The sequence below is a fragment of the Streptococcus pseudopneumoniae genome, from assembly GCF_038148955.1.
GTDB classification, from domain to species: Bacteria; Bacillota; Bacilli; order Lactobacillales; family Streptococcaceae; genus Streptococcus; species Streptococcus pseudopneumoniae_T.
Window position 1 is genome coordinate 1 of record NZ_JBBJZY010000027.1, and the last position, 14,228, is coordinate 14,228.

General features: G+C 41.2%; 13 protein-coding genes and 1 pseudogene. 3 read left to right on the forward strand and 11 right to left on the reverse strand.

Annotated elements, in window-relative coordinates; translation table 11 throughout:
• Positions 1–192: pseudogene (locus tag WKI23_RS08605) on the reverse strand (purine-nucleoside phosphorylase); the annotation flags it as partial.
• 413 nt (positions 193–605) lie between these two features.
• Between WKI23_RS08605 and WKI23_RS08610 the strand changes: the two are divergent.
• Positions 606–809 (forward strand): hypothetical protein, encoded by a 204-nt coding sequence (locus WKI23_RS08610; RefSeq protein ID WP_368079633.1) that lies wholly within the window; start codon positions 606–608, stop codon positions 807–809.
• A gap of 34 nt (positions 810–843) precedes the next feature.
• Here the strand turns inward: WKI23_RS08610 and WKI23_RS08615 are convergent, their stop codons facing one another.
• The 10 genes from WKI23_RS08615 to WKI23_RS08660 form a co-directional block, all read right to left on the reverse strand.
• The gene (locus tag WKI23_RS08615) at positions 844–3,591 is read right to left on the reverse strand and encodes a galactose-binding domain-containing protein (protein WP_368079634.1); all 2,748 of its coding nucleotides are present in this window, start codon (positions 3,589–3,591) and stop codon (positions 844–846) included.
• 305 nt (positions 3,592–3,896) lie between these two features.
• Positions 3,897–4,706 carry a purine-nucleoside phosphorylase gene (locus WKI23_RS08620; RefSeq protein WP_368079635.1) on the reverse strand — a complete coding sequence of 270 codons (810 nt, stop codon included), beginning with the start codon at positions 4,704–4,706 and terminating at the stop codon, positions 3,897–3,899.
• Positions 4,703–5,266: a DUF1697 domain-containing protein gene (locus WKI23_RS08625; RefSeq protein WP_368079636.1), complete on the reverse strand. Its 564-nt coding sequence runs from the start codon at positions 5,264–5,266 to the stop codon at positions 4,703–4,705. The genes WKI23_RS08620 and WKI23_RS08625 overlap by 4 nt, the downstream gene beginning before the upstream one ends.
• Before the next feature lies 1 nt (position 5,267).
• Positions 5,268–6,479 (reverse strand): phosphopentomutase, encoded by a 1,212-nt coding sequence (locus WKI23_RS08630; protein ID WP_368079637.1) that lies wholly within the window; start codon positions 6,477–6,479, stop codon positions 5,268–5,270.
• 13 nt (positions 6,480–6,492) lie between these two features.
• The gene (gene rpiA, locus WKI23_RS08635) at positions 6,493–7,176 is read right to left on the reverse strand and encodes a ribose-5-phosphate isomerase RpiA (RefSeq protein ID WP_368079638.1); all 684 of its coding nucleotides are present in this window, start codon (positions 7,174–7,176) and stop codon (positions 6,493–6,495) included.
• A gap of 281 nt (positions 7,177–7,457) precedes the next feature.
• The gene (locus tag WKI23_RS08640; RefSeq protein ID WP_368079639.1) at positions 7,458–8,330 is read right to left on the reverse strand and encodes an NAD(P)H-hydrate dehydratase; all 873 of its coding nucleotides are present in this window, start codon (positions 8,328–8,330) and stop codon (positions 7,458–7,460) included.
• Positions 8,331–8,387: 57 nt separating this feature from the next.
• A complete protein-coding gene (locus WKI23_RS08645; protein ID WP_368079640.1) occupies positions 8,388–9,161 on the reverse strand; it encodes an HAD hydrolase family protein in 774 nt (257 codons plus the stop codon).
• Positions 9,162–9,165: 4 nt separating this feature from the next.
• Positions 9,166–10,023, reverse strand: coding sequence for a bifunctional methylenetetrahydrofolate dehydrogenase/methenyltetrahydrofolate cyclohydrolase (locus WKI23_RS08650; RefSeq protein WP_368079641.1), 858 nt, complete (start codon positions 10,021–10,023; stop codon positions 9,166–9,168).
• Between the two features lie 153 nt (positions 10,024–10,176).
• Positions 10,177–10,911 carry an amino acid ABC transporter ATP-binding protein gene (locus WKI23_RS08655; protein ID WP_000140954.1) on the reverse strand — a complete coding sequence of 245 codons (735 nt, stop codon included), beginning with the start codon at positions 10,909–10,911 and terminating at the stop codon, positions 10,177–10,179.
• Positions 10,911–11,594: an amino acid ABC transporter permease gene (locus tag WKI23_RS08660; protein WP_033676806.1), complete on the reverse strand. Its 684-nt coding sequence runs from the start codon at positions 11,592–11,594 to the stop codon at positions 10,911–10,913. The genes WKI23_RS08655 and WKI23_RS08660 overlap by 1 nt, the downstream gene beginning before the upstream one ends.
• A gap of 190 nt (positions 11,595–11,784) precedes the next feature.
• Here WKI23_RS08660 and WKI23_RS08665 point away from each other — a divergent pair, with 190 nt between their 5' ends.
• Positions 11,785–12,015, forward strand: coding sequence for a DUF1797 family protein (locus WKI23_RS08665; protein WP_000443570.1), 231 nt, complete (start codon positions 11,785–11,787; stop codon positions 12,013–12,015).
• A 230-nt stretch (positions 12,016–12,245) separates the two neighbouring features.
• Positions 12,246–14,228 (forward strand): ATP-dependent Clp protease ATP-binding subunit (locus tag WKI23_RS08670; RefSeq protein WP_368079642.1); only part of this gene is annotated, 1,983 nt, incomplete at its 3' end.

Below are 14,228 nucleotides of genomic sequence, written 5' to 3' on the forward strand. Positions count from 1 at the left end.
CATCCCAGTTCCCATGACTGATACACGGTGACCCTTGTAAGTACCAGTGTAACCAAACATGTTACGCACTTCGTTAAAACAAACAGCATCTTCAAGGAAATTCTCCGCAATAAACTTGGCACGAAGAGGATCCCCAGGAAGAAGAATTTTATCAGCAATTTCACCCTGCTGAGCAGCAATATGGATAGACATAATTTATGATACAAAGAGCGATAAGAAAACGACTGAAAATTAGGAATCTGACGAGAAATCCTGATTTCTCAGTCAGATTATCTATTTTCTAAGTTTTCCGCTCGTGTTCAAATCAGAACATCTCGCTCTACCTTTCTTTTTTTATATTGAGAAAGATACCAAACCCGTCAAAAAGCAAAGGGAAAATAGGAGTTGGGTGCAGTGAGCGATGCTCGCTAGACCAACTATCTTTTTCCCACTGCTTTTAGGGTGGGTTCAATTCCTTTCTTTCTTAATTTTGATGATATTGAGAAGATTAGACCGGCTTCAATTCAAAACCGAACTCCCCTTCTCTTCTGAGTTTTTAGAAAAGTTTTCCACTCGTGTTCAAATCAGAACACCTCACTCTACCTTTCTGTTTAATTTTATACTCAATGAAAATCAAAGAGCAAACTAGGAAGCTAGCCGCAGGTTGCTCAAAACAGTGCTTTGAGGTTGTGGATAGAACTGACGAAGTCAGTAACCATAGCTACGGTAAGGCGACGCTGACGTGGTTTGAAGAGATTTTCGAAGAGTATTATTCTTTCACAGAGAGCTACCTGAGTTCTATTCAAGCTCAGGTAGTTCTTCTCTTATAAACTAAATCATTTCATTATTAAATAGTAGGATTTTTTACAAGACATCGTCATCAGAAATCTTAGAATTTAGTGTTGTTCCCCAATGGGTAATTTTACGGTGGGGTTGAGCTAAAATTGGTCTATTTTCATAGATTGTTTGCCATCTATTCCATAGTAGACCTGTCTTTTTCTCAATCTTAATTCGCAGATTTCTCATATTTTCTTTGATTGGGAGATTGAGGACAAAACCTGCAGTCTGATTGCGACCGTTGCCTTCCCAAGAACGACTACGAACAACTTGGTTCCCATTTTTGTCTACTGTAACTTCTTCCCAAGTTATAGAATAGCGGGCAATGTAAGCTCCACTATGCTGAATTGTCAACGTTTTGTCTTTTGCAGGAGCCTGACTTATCTGTTGAATTGGTTTAGAAACTTGTGTCGCCGTCTCACCATTCGTAGCGATAAAGCGGAAAACTTCTACTTCTGCAAGACTGAGGGCTTGATTGTTCTTACGTAGTTGCACACGAACACGGCGGCCCAATTTCCCATTTAATTGAACATCCAAGCTCGTTCCGTCAAGTTTAGAAACATACTGTCTAGCAACTTCTGTCCCTTTTTCATCATATAAAATCACATCAAAGTCTGACAGACGTTTAGAAAGTTCTCCATCCCCACGGTTATGAAGGCGAACAAGTCCTACCTGTTCTGTACGACCTAAATCAACTTCCCACCAAGGCTGGTTTTCAAATTTTGTATGAGTAATTGATTGCTGGCTATAACTACTATTGGTATTGCCATCCAAGGCACGACTAGCATCTCCACCAAAATCAGTAGAACTTTGCTTAGCCTGTTTTTTCCAAGCGATATTCTCAGCACGATATACTTGGACTTCTGCAAGACTGAGGGCATTATAGCCTTCTAGCTCAATCCGAACATAGCGCGCTTTTTTATGGTTAATCGCAATTTGTGCTGACACATCTTTAAGAGATGTTATGCGTTTTCTCTCAATTTCTTTGCCAGAACTATCTAAAAGAATGACATCAAAGTTTGCCAATCTATCCTGAGCAGTGTCTGTTCGGTTGTAAATATTGATTTGGCGAATGGTTTCTTCTTTAGCCAAATCTACTTGCCACCAAGGTTTAGATTGGAAATTTGTATGAGTGACAGAATTGTGACCATAGTTACCATCAACTTTGCCATCCACAGCTCTTCTAGCATCTCCTCCGAAAGCTGTCGAACTTTGACTAACCTGTTTCCCTAAGGCAATATTTTCCATTGGTTCAGCACTTGGTTGACTAGAAGATTGAGGCAGAGCCTGTTTCTTAAAGAAGCGCACTTTATCCAATTTCGGATCACGATAACCATGTTTATCTAAGGTAGCTCGTTTACCAATATTAAAGTTAGGAATATCATTCATTCGACTTTCAAAATAGCCACGAGAACGGTGTTTAAAGCGTGAATTACCTGTAAATGTAACAATATCACGATCATTATGAATCAAGGGAGTCACAACATTATCATTATCAACCACATAATGCTTAATTTTTCCGCTAACAGCTAATTTACGGCTTTCCAAACCAACATCCCAGAAACCATTTTTAGCATTCCAAACCGTTCTGGAAGTAATCACTTTAGGAGCACTGAAAGTCGTCACTTTCCTCAATACATTGTTATAAAAATCAGGATATTTTTGGTAAGCTTCAACCGCTGCAATCTGAGCTAAGTAGCCTCCAAGAGAATGACCTGTCATATACAATTTCGTAATACTTGTATCCTTGGCTAATTCCCCAACAACCTTACGGATATCATCCGCTTGAGCTGGTTTATTTCCACCTAATAAAACCAAATCTGCACTTAAGTCCTTGGCGTCATTAACCCGCGTTCCACGAATAGCCAACATGTGCACCGTTCCATCTTTGAGATAAGGAAGGTCGCTCTTGGTCTCAAATAAGAAAGCATCCAAGCCACTATCTGTATGGTAGGCTTTTTTCATCTTCCAGAAAGGAGCCAATTCATTGTGCATGAGTTTGTATTCTTGACGGTCAAGATAGAGACTAGGGAAAGGATTCTTGTGATCTAAAATTTTCTCAATATAATCATCGTCTCGATAGGCTAACTCCATAAAGAGAAGAGAATCGCGGTCTGTAACATACCATTCTTTCTTATTATCGTCTTCTCCATCTGCCAAACCATCCCCATCACTGTCTGCTAGCAAGGGATGACTGTTATATCCTAGATAATCCTTACCATCTTTGTTGTAAACATAAAGTTCATCTTTGTTTTTGATGCCATCTTGGTCATCATCCCCTTCCAAATCAAGAACTTTTTCACCATAGAGAGATTCATCAATCAAATCATTTTCTAAATGTAATTCCCCTTTGGAAATCTTCACCAAATCTTCTGCGGTTAGAGAACGAGTATTTGTTGGTTTTTCTGTCACAACTTCATCTTTAGTTCCTTGGTCAGGAGCAAGAACAGGTGAAGTTTGAGCTGGCTCTGTTATCTCTACTTTTGACTCTTCCTTTTTGTTTTCAAGAACTTCACTTGCTTCTGGAAGCGTTTGGGGAGCTAGTCTTGACTCCTCTGTAAGAGGAGTTTCTAGTTTTGGAGCAACATTTTCCGGCTCTCTCAATTCCTCCTTAGAATCTAGCACTCTTGTTGTCACGTCAGATGTTACATCTTGTTTTACTTCATTGGCTGAAATTCCAGCTGGAGCTAGAAATGCAAAGCCGACTGCAACAGATACAACTCCGATACTTAATTTTTTTATGCCAAAGCGCATAATTCGTTGACCAATTTTCATTATTCTTTATCTTTCTTTTCGTTTATTTATTAGCAGACTCAAGCAAAATCTCATTGTGCTACATATGATAAGACTGAGAAATTCAGAAAGTCAATTCATTCTCATCTCTCCTTATCATCCTAGTCTGCTTGGCTAGGAAACTAATGCTAGCATCCTAAAATCTTATCTTTCACAATGCTGGCTATCAGACTCTTTCAGGTACAAGAGTAGGAAGAAACCCATAGTCTACCTATGTCTCTTCTTTGTTCCGAATAGCCAGTCAACCATGAAAGGAAAGAGGCATTCCCCCTTTTAAATCTTTTTTCTTACAATTCAGCAAGAATTGCTTTAAGCAAGCCTTTGAAATCACCTTTGACACGTTCGGTTACTTCCACAACTTCTTCGTGGTTAAGTTCTTCTTGGAATCCAGCTGCAAAGTTAGTAATACATGAAATTCCTAGAACTTTCAAACCTGAGTGGGCTGCCACGATAACTTCAGGAACAGTAGACATACCAACCGCATCTGCTCCCAGTGTCTTATAGGCACGGATTTCTGCTGGTGTTTCATAAGTTGGACCAGTTACACCAATATAGACACCTTCATCAAGCTTGATACCAAGTTTTTTAGCCACTTCATGGGCAGTAGCACGGTATTCTGGTGTGTAGGCCTTAGACATATCTGGGAAACGAGGACCAAAGTCATCCAAGTTTTCACCCATCAATGGGTTTTGACCTGTCATGTTGATATGGTCTGAGATAGCCATCAAAGTACCAGGCCCATATCCAATACCACCAGCTGCATTGGTTACAATGACACCTTCACATCCAAGAACTTTCATGACACGTACTGGAAAAGTCACGACTTCCAGACGATTGCCTTCGTAAAAATGGAAGCGACCTTGAAGAGCCAAAACTTTGCGACCTGCCAGTTCCCCATATACTAATTTACCAGCGTGACCGACTACTGTAGAGCGGCCCCAGTTTGGAATCTCAGCATAGTCTACTACAACTGGATTTTCGATTTCTTCTGCCAATTCTCCAAGACCTGACCCAAGGATTAGACCGAACTCAGGCGCTTGAATTCCCTTGTCTTTCAGGAAAGCAGCTGTTTCATTGATTTTGTCTAAAAATGTCATTGTGTATTTCCTTTATTATTATTTTTTAGCATTTGACCGATTTTGTCAAAGGTTTTTGCATTGCGAATGGTAATGTGGAGATAGAAAGGCATCTTGAGCAAGTACTTGTGATAGGCAGTCTTAGGGTAGGATTCTTCAGAGAATTTTCCCCAGAAAATACCAAGTTTACCAAAATAAACAACTTCATCTTCCAGTTTTAAACTGTCTACTTTCTCGATGACTTGGTCCACATCCAAACCCTCCGTGTAGAAGAGGACATCTTTTCGTGCCAAGTCTTCATTCCACCAAGCTGGTAGATTCTCCACTTCTGCTTCATAGTCTTCTTGACTCAGTAAAGAAAAGCTTTGAATAAATGGATAATGGACTGCAAAGAAAGTCTCTAATTTTTCAATCAATTGGGATTTTAAGTCTGTCGAAGTAAAGAAAATGTTGCCACTGTTGATGTAGCTTTCAACCTTTTCCAGTTCCAAGTTTGTTAATTCTTGACGAAGCTCCGCCATGACGACCTTATTCTTACCACCAACATTGATACCTCTCACCAGCAAAGCATAGCGCGTCATCTTATACCAATTTATCTAAGAAACTTTCCCCAATCATGGCAGTTTCCACACCAAAGTTATCGGCAACAGTCGCTGAAATATCTGCGAAATATCCTACTGGAATGACACCATTTCCTTTAAAAGCAGGACTGTAAGCCAAAAGTGGGATATATTCACGAGTGTGGTCTGTTCCTGCATACGTTGGGTCATTTCCATGGTCCGCAGTAATCAAGAGAAGGTCGTTCTCTCTCATAGTTGCGATAATTTCAGGTAAGCGTTCATCAAACTCATGCAAACAATCACGGTAGCCATGAGCATTACGACGGTGGCCATAAAGGGCATCAAAGTCAACCAAGTTTGTGAACGAGAATCCTTTTTCAAACTCAGCAAGGCCCATGGTCTTCAATAGTGTATCAATTCCATGGCTATTTGACTTGTTATGGCCCATGTCATGATTGATACCAGCACCGTTAAAGATATCATTGATTTTACCAACAGCATAAGTATCGATACCAGCCTCATTCAATTTATCCAAAACAGTCGGTGCAAATGGAGATACCGCCAAGTCACGACGGTTGGCTGTACGAGTGAAGTTACCTGGTTCACCAACATATGGACGAGCAATGATACGACCTAGAAGGGCAGGGCGCTCAAGTGTAATTGAACGAGCGTATTCACAGATACGGTACAATTCGTCCAAAGGAATAATATCTTCGTGGGCAGCAATTTGCAAGACTGGGTCAGCTGAAGTATAGATAATCAACTCCCCAGTTTCCATCTGACGTGGTCCAAAATCATCAATAACAGCCGTTCCTGAGTAAGGTTTGTTGGCTTCACGAATAACCTTGCGTCCTGAGAATTCTTCGATTTTTGTCAAGATTTCTTCTGGGAATCCGTTCCAGAAAGTATCGAAAGGCTCAGTAATATTGAGTCCCATGATTTCCCAGTGTCCAGTCATAGTATCCTTACCAAGAGATACTTCCTCTAATTTTGTTGCATATCCAGTTGGATTGCTCTCTGCCGGTACAGTCTTCAAAGGCGTTTCGCGAGGAATATTTCCAAGACCGATTTTAGCCATGTTTGGCACATTCAAACCAACTGTTTTTGAAATGTGTCCCAGTGTGTCAGAAGCTCCATCTGGAACCCCTGCATTGACAAAGTTATTAGCATCTGGTGCAGCACCAATTCCCACAGAATCCAGTACCACCAAGTGAATACGATTAAATTTAGACATCTTATGCCCCCTTCTATTTTTCTTTTCTCGAGGTTAAAATCTGAACCCCATCTCGTCCAGCAACAATGACCTTATCCACCATTTGGTTGAATAAACCGTGCTCTACGACACCAACGACATGGTCCAATTCTTGTCCGAAAGCAATTGGATCTTCAATGACATCCAAGGCGAGGTCAATGATAAAATTCTGCATATCCGTCACAAAACGTTGGCCGTCTTTTTCACGGAAGCTTGGTTTGTAGCCAGCTCGTTCAAAATGACGAAAGACCTGCTCTGCACCATACTGAACCACTTCTACTGGCAATTTAAAAGCACCTAGTTTTTCGACCAGCTTGCTTTCATCCACCACCCAAATATATTCTTTTGAGGGCGTTGCTACAACCTTCTCCATCAGAAGAGCACCACCACCACCTTTGATTCCATTAAACTGACTATCCACTTCATCTGCGCCATCAACTGTCACATCGACAAAGTCTACTTGGTCAATAGATTTGAGTGGGATATTAAGGCCTTCTGCCTGTTTAGTGGTCACACTAGAAGTCGTTACAGCTGTAATCTGCAATCCTTCTTCCTTGATACGACGACCGATTTCTTCGACAAAATAATAGGCAGTCGAGCCTGTTCCAAGTCCAACGACCATTCCATCGCTCACGAACTCAGCAGCCTTGATACCTGCCATTTTCTTCAGATTTTCCACCGATTTACCTCCATCATTCTCAGTTCTTATTTTACTATGAAACCGCTTTTTATTCAAGTGAAAAGATCAAATTTACATTTTTTATCAATCTTTCTTTGAAAATATGCATTTTCTTTTTACCAAACGAATAAAAATGAGTTTATCTTTTATGTATTTGATTTGTTCATCTCTTTCCAGTTCCAAAAATAAGACCTTAACTTTGATACGTCTAGTTTAGCATTAAAGCAGGCGCATTTCAAGAATCATAAATTAAGAGAAGGAAGTAGGTTTATCTATCTATTTTAAACAAGTTTATCTTTGCTTACCCTCTCTTTTTGACAAATAATTTTCATTACTTTAGGAAGACAATTACTAATCTCCGTTGGCAAAACCACATACTGTTCTTGAGCTAGTTCTTGGGCTATGGCTGAATGAAGATGGGTCGCTACTGTCACACGTTCGTAAAGACTAGCTTGCTTAAACTGGCCTGCAAATCCTGCAATCATCCCAGCCAAAGTATCTCCCATTCCCCCAGTCGCCTGATAGGGACCGCCAACCTGTAACTGGTAATAATCAGATTGCCCAGCTTGCCAAATACGAGTAGCTGGACCTTTCTCTACCAAAATTGTTCCTTGAGGGAAGGAAGTTAGGACACTAGCCGTTGCAGCTTCCTTTTGCTTTTCAATAGCAATACCAGACAGCTTTTCCCACTCTTTTTGGTGGGGAGTTAGGATAAGCTGGTTAGATGGAAATGACAAACTTGTTCTAGCAAGAATGGTCAGGGCACCACCATCTACAATCAAAATCTGATTCTGTCTTAAATTAACAAAGACCTGTTTGACTAGTTTTTCTCCAAAAGCATCGTCTCGTAAACCAGGGCCCAGCAAGACAACTTCTGCCTTATCCAACTGCTCTTTTAACAATTGCTGATCTTGAAGAGCAAAGACCATAGCCTCAGGTAAATGGCTGTGCAGAGCTGGAATATTTTCCCTGTCCGTTCCAACGGTCACCAATCCTGCACCGCTTTTTACAGCTGCTAAAGTAGCCATGATAATGGCACCACCATAAGGATAAGTTCCACCCAGCAAGAGCAGACGACCGTAGTCCCCTTTATGACTGGTACGAGAACGTTCAATAATGACTTTTTCTAGTAAGGCTTGCTCAATCACTTTCATCGTTTTTCCTCTCTCATTTATTATACAACAAAAAGGAGGCGCAGACCTCCTTTTCTACTATTTTCCCTTAAATTCCGTAAAAGTTTGTAAGATTTTGTCTGCTACTGTCGGAGAAGGAGCTCCCTTTATCTTTAGCGTTTCATCTGCATATGGAGTAAGGCCAGCGAAATCTCCAATCTGGACAGAATAGAGGGACGTTTTAAACAGTTCAATATCGTTTTGGTCATTTCCAAAAGCAATGAAGTTCTCCTCACATAACTTTTCAACAGTTGTCGCCTTATGAGTATCCAAGGGGTTGACATAAAGACACTTTTCATGCGTATGATAGGACAGATGGGCTAGCCTCAGTCTTTCTAACTGACCAAGCAGATCATCAAGCAAATCCTCATGGTCACCCATATAAACGACTACCTTAATCGGAGTCCCTATGTCCTCGAGTTTCTGATGACGAGCTACCTTTAGGGGATCCACACTGGAGAAAAATGGAATCTTCTCTACAATCTGACCACTATAGTCAAAGCAATCATCTACAAAGAAAGGAAGATTATAGATCTGGCAATAATCCACTAGAGCCTGATAAATCCTAGCATCGAGATTCATTTCATAGATAGCTTTTCCCAGATAATAGGCTACACCACCATTCAAACCTATGACCAAGCGCTGACTAAGCTCGGAACCTAATAAGCCTAAACAATCCCGATAAGAGCGTGCTGAGGCAAATACAACCTCATGTCCATAATCTTCAGCCTTTAAAAGAACCTGCCTAATCTCTTCATCTATGGTCATATAGTCAAAAGACAGCGTCCCATCCAAATCAAATACGAATTTCATTTTCCTAGTCCTTGTCTAATGTCCGAAGTGCCGCTTGATAGGTTTGCTCCATCAGCATAGTAATGGTCATAGGACCGACACCTCCAGGGACTGGCGTGATATGGCTAGCAATTGGAGCAACTGCCTCATAATCCACATCCCCACACAGTTTCCCATTTTCATCTCGGTTCATCCCAACGTCAATGACTACCGCACCGGGTTTCACAAAGTCAGCAGTCACAAACTTGGCACGACCGATTGCAACAACCAGAATATCCGCTTTAGCAGCCACCTTGGCGAGATTATGGGTGCGTGAGTGGGTCAAGGTCACTGTTGCATTCTTGGACAAAAGAAGCTGGGCCATGGGTTTTCCAACAATGTTTGAACGACCGATGACCACCGCATTTTTACCTTCTAATTCAATCCCATATTCATGGAACATTTCCATAATTCCTGCAGGTGTCGAAGGAATCATAACTGGATGACCAGACCAGAGACGCCCCATGTTTAAGGGATGGAAACCATCCACATCCTTTTCTGGGTCAATGGCCAACAAAACTGCCTCTTCATCAATATGTTTTGGTAATGGTAACTGGACCAATATCCCATGCCAAGCTGGATCTTGATTGTATTTGGCAATCAGGTCTAGCAAGTCCTCTTGCGTAATGGTCTCTGGAACTCGCACTACTTCGCTACGGAAACCAGCCGCAAGGGCTGACCTCTCCTTGTTGCGAACGTAGACTTGGCTGGCTGGATTGTCCCCAACCAAAATCACTACCAAACCAGGTACTAGACCTGTTTCTTCCTTTAATTTTGCAGTCTTTTCAGCCAACTGCCCCTGCAATTTGGCCGCTAAAGCTTTCCCATCAATAATCTGTGTCATATCACTTCTCTTTTCTTTCAAATATCTTCCATTATACCAAAAACTGCTAGTACCCTCTAACACTTCTTTCCTAGGCTATCCTATAGTTTCAAACTATAAGAAAAAGCTCTGGTTGAGCTTTTCACTAATCTTGTCTTGAAATTTTAAAATAGATTATAAAACCTTACTCAAGAAGTCTTTAGTCCGTTGTTCTTGGGTTTGTTCAAAAATCTGCTCAGGTGTCCCATCTTCAACAACTACACCGTCTGCCATAAAGATGACACGGTCTGCTACCTCACGGGCAAATCCCATCTCATGTGTTACGATAACCATGGTCATTCCTGATTTGGCAAGGTCTTGCATAACAGCCAGAACTTCTCCAACCATTTCAGGGTCCAAGGCTGAAGTTGGCTCGTCAAAGAGCAAAACATCTGGTTCCATGGCCAAACCACGCGCAATGGCAATCCGTTGTTGCTGGCCACCTGACAAACTCTGTGGATAAGCGTCTGCCTTATCTGGCAAACCAACTTTTTCCAACAGCTCTTGGGCTCTCTTCTCAGCAACTGCCTTGCTTTCACCTTTGGTCTTGATAGGTGACAAGGTGATATTTTCCATCACAGTCATATTAGGAAAGAGATTGAATTGTTGGAAAACCATGCCCATCTTCTCACGCATGGCAAAGAGGTCATTCTTCTTGTCCGTAATATCGACTCCCTCAAAGATAACCTTCCCTTTAGTTGCTTCTTCCAACAAATTCATAGAGCGAAGCAAGGTAGATTTCCCGCTCCCCGAAGGACCGATGATAACGACAACTTCTCCTCTTTTAATCTCGAGGTTAATGCCCTTCAATACTTCATTCTTTCCAAATGATTTATGTAAATTTTCAATTTTTATCAAGGTTTCTGTCATTATTTCTTATCTCCTTGTCCCATACGTTTTTCAAAAGCTTTCAAAGCCACTGTCAAAATAGAAGTCATAATCAAATAATAAAAGGCTGCAAATAAAAGTGGTGTCAGAGGTAGATAGGTTGTTGTAGAAACTGTTGTAGCCCCGTTCCACAACTCCATGACACCGATAGCTGATAAGAGGGAACTATCCTTGATAATAGTGATAAATTCGTTCCCCAATGCTGGCAAAATATTTTTGATAGCTTGTGGCAAAATCACATAGCGCATAGCATTTTTAGGACGAATCCCTAACGAATAAGCCGCTTCTAACTGACCTTTAGGAACCGCATTGATTCCGGCCCGAACAGTCTCAGAAACATAAGCACCACTGTTCATAGAAATAATCAAAATCCCTGGAATCAGACGAGAAAGATCAACACCCAAAATCCCAACCTGAATAGTCGGAGCATTGATATGCATAAGAGCAAAGGCAATCATAATCTGAACCATCATCGGCGTCCCGCGGAAAATCCAAACGTACAAGTTGGCGAGCCAGACAAGCGGTTTAAACTTTGAACGTTGCCCAAAAGCCAAGACAACACCCAAAATAGTCCCCAAAAAGACAACACAAATAGAAATGAGAACCGTCACGATAGCCCCATAGTTAAAATAAGGTAAATACTTAGGTAAAAAAGAAAAATTCATAGTCACACTGCTTTCTAAAATAGAATACTGTATGATTATAACATGCATTGAATTAAAATTCAAACCTTTTATCCAATTTATTCAAAAAAACTTTAAACTAGTAGAATTAGCGAGAAATCTTAGTTTTTTCTAGTCAAGTTGGCCTCCTTTATGGTAAAATAGTAACGATAAGAAATGAAGGAGAATCAAAATGGAATCACATTTGGTTAGAATCATCAACCGCCTTGAAGCAATGGCAAAAGACGGCGGAAATTTAAAACGTAATTTTGAACGCGAAGGAGTTGTTGTTGCAGAAGTTGCATACAGCCACGACGAAGAAAACGGATCAATCTTTACCCTTCGTGATGTAGAAGCTCGCGAAACGTATACTTTTGATAGCATTGACTTGATTGCAATGGAGATTTACGAACTTCTCTACTAATCTAAAACAAGCCGGGATTACACCCTGCATGTCTAACCAAAATCCTTTTTGTCTCACAAATAGGATTTTTTTATAGTCCAAATTCACAAAAATTTTCATAGTAACAACTTCTCAAAGCTGCAATCTTTTTACTTGCTTTACACCCCAATCCTGTTATAATGAGAGTATAGAAATTTGACTATTTTTGACCTTTAAACAGGTCAGGCTAAAGAAAGAAATGAGGTAGATGTATGCTTTGTCAAAACTGTAAAATCAACGACTCAACAATTCATCTTTATACCAATCTCAATGGAAAGCAAAAACAAATTGACCTCTGTCAAAACTGCTATAAGATTATCAAGACAGATCCTAACAATAGCCTCTTTAAAGGTATGACGGATCTGAACAATCGTGACTTTGATCCCTTTGGTGATTTCTTCAACGACCTAAACAATTTCAGACCTTCTAACAACACTCCTCCGATTCCCCCAACCCAATCAGGTGGAGGTTACGGTGGAAACGGCGGTTATGGTTCCCAAAATCGTGGATCTGCTCAAACTCCACCACCAAGCCAAGAAAAAGGCCTGCTAGAAGAATTTGGTATCAACGTAACTGAGATTGCCCGTCGTGGAAACATTGACCCCGTTATTGGGCGCGACGATGAGATTATCCGTGTCATCGAGATTCTCAATCGTAGAACCAAGAATAATCCTGTCCTTATCGGGGAACCTGGTGTCGGAAAAACGGCCGTTGTCGAAGGTCTAGCTCAGAAAATAGTTGATGGCGATGTTCCACATAAACTCCAAGGCAAACAAGTCATCCGTTTGGATGTGGTTAGCTTAGTTCAAGGAACGGGTATCCGTGGACAATTTGAAGAACGCATGCAAAAACTCATGGAAGAAATTCGCAAACGTGAGGACATCATTCTCTTTATCGACGAAATCCATGAAATTGTCGGTGCTGGTTCTGCGAGTGATGGTAATATGGACGCAGGAAATATCCTCAAGCCAGCCCTTGCTCGTGGGGAACTGCAACTGGTCGGTGCAACTACCCTCAATGAATACCGTATCATTGAAAAGGATGCTGCCCTAGAGCGTCGTATGCAGCCTGTGAAGGTAAATGAACCAACCGTGGAAGAAACAATCACTATCCTCAAAGGCATTCAAAAGAAATACGAAGACTACCATCACGTTCAATATACCGATGCTGCAATTGAAGCAGCTGCCACTCTTTCCAATCGTTACATCCAAGATCGCTTCTTACCTGACAAGGCTATTGACCTCCTAGATGAAGCTGGTTCTAAAATGAACTTGACCTTGAATTTTGTAGATCCTAAAGTAATCGATCAACGCTTGATTGAGGCTGAAAATCTCAAATCTCAAGCTACACGAGAGGAAGATTTTGAAAAAGCAGCTTACTTCCGCGACCAGATTGCCAAGTATAAGGAAATGCAAAAGAAAAAAGTTACGGACCAAGATACTCCTATCATCAGTGAGAAAACCATTGAGCACATTATCGAGCAGAAAACCAACATCCCTGTTGGGGATTTAAAAGAGAAAGAACAATCTCAACTTATCCATCTAGCTGAAGACCTTAAGTCTCATGTTATTGGGCAAGACGATGCTGTCGATAAGATAGCTAAGGCTATTCGACGTAATCGTGTCGGACTTGGTACTCCTAACCGCCCAATCGGAAGTTTCCTCTTTGTCGGACCAACTGGTGTCGGTAAGACAGAACTTTCCAAACAACTAGCTATCGAACTCTTTGGTTCTGCTGATAGCATGATTCGCTTTGACATGAGTGAATACATGGAAAAACATAGTGTTGCTAAGTTGGTCGGAGCCCCTCCAGGTTATGTTGGCTATGATGAAGCTGGACAATTAACTGAAAAAGTCCGCCGTAATCCCTACTCTCTTATTCTCTTGGATGAAGTAGAAAAAGCCCATCCAGATGTCATGCATATGTTCCTGCAAGTCTTGGACGATGGCCGTTTGACAGATGGGCAAGGACGTACCGTCAGCTTCAAGGATGCCATTATTATCATGACTTCAAATGCAGGTACGGGTAAGGCCGAAGCTAGCGTTGGTTTTGGGGCAGCTCGCGAAGGACGTACCAACTCAGTTCTCGGTGAACTCGGCAACTTCTTTAGCCCAGAATTTATGAACCGTTTTGACGGCATCATCGAGTTCAAAGCTCTCAGCAAGAATAATCTCCTTCAAATCGTCGAGCTTATG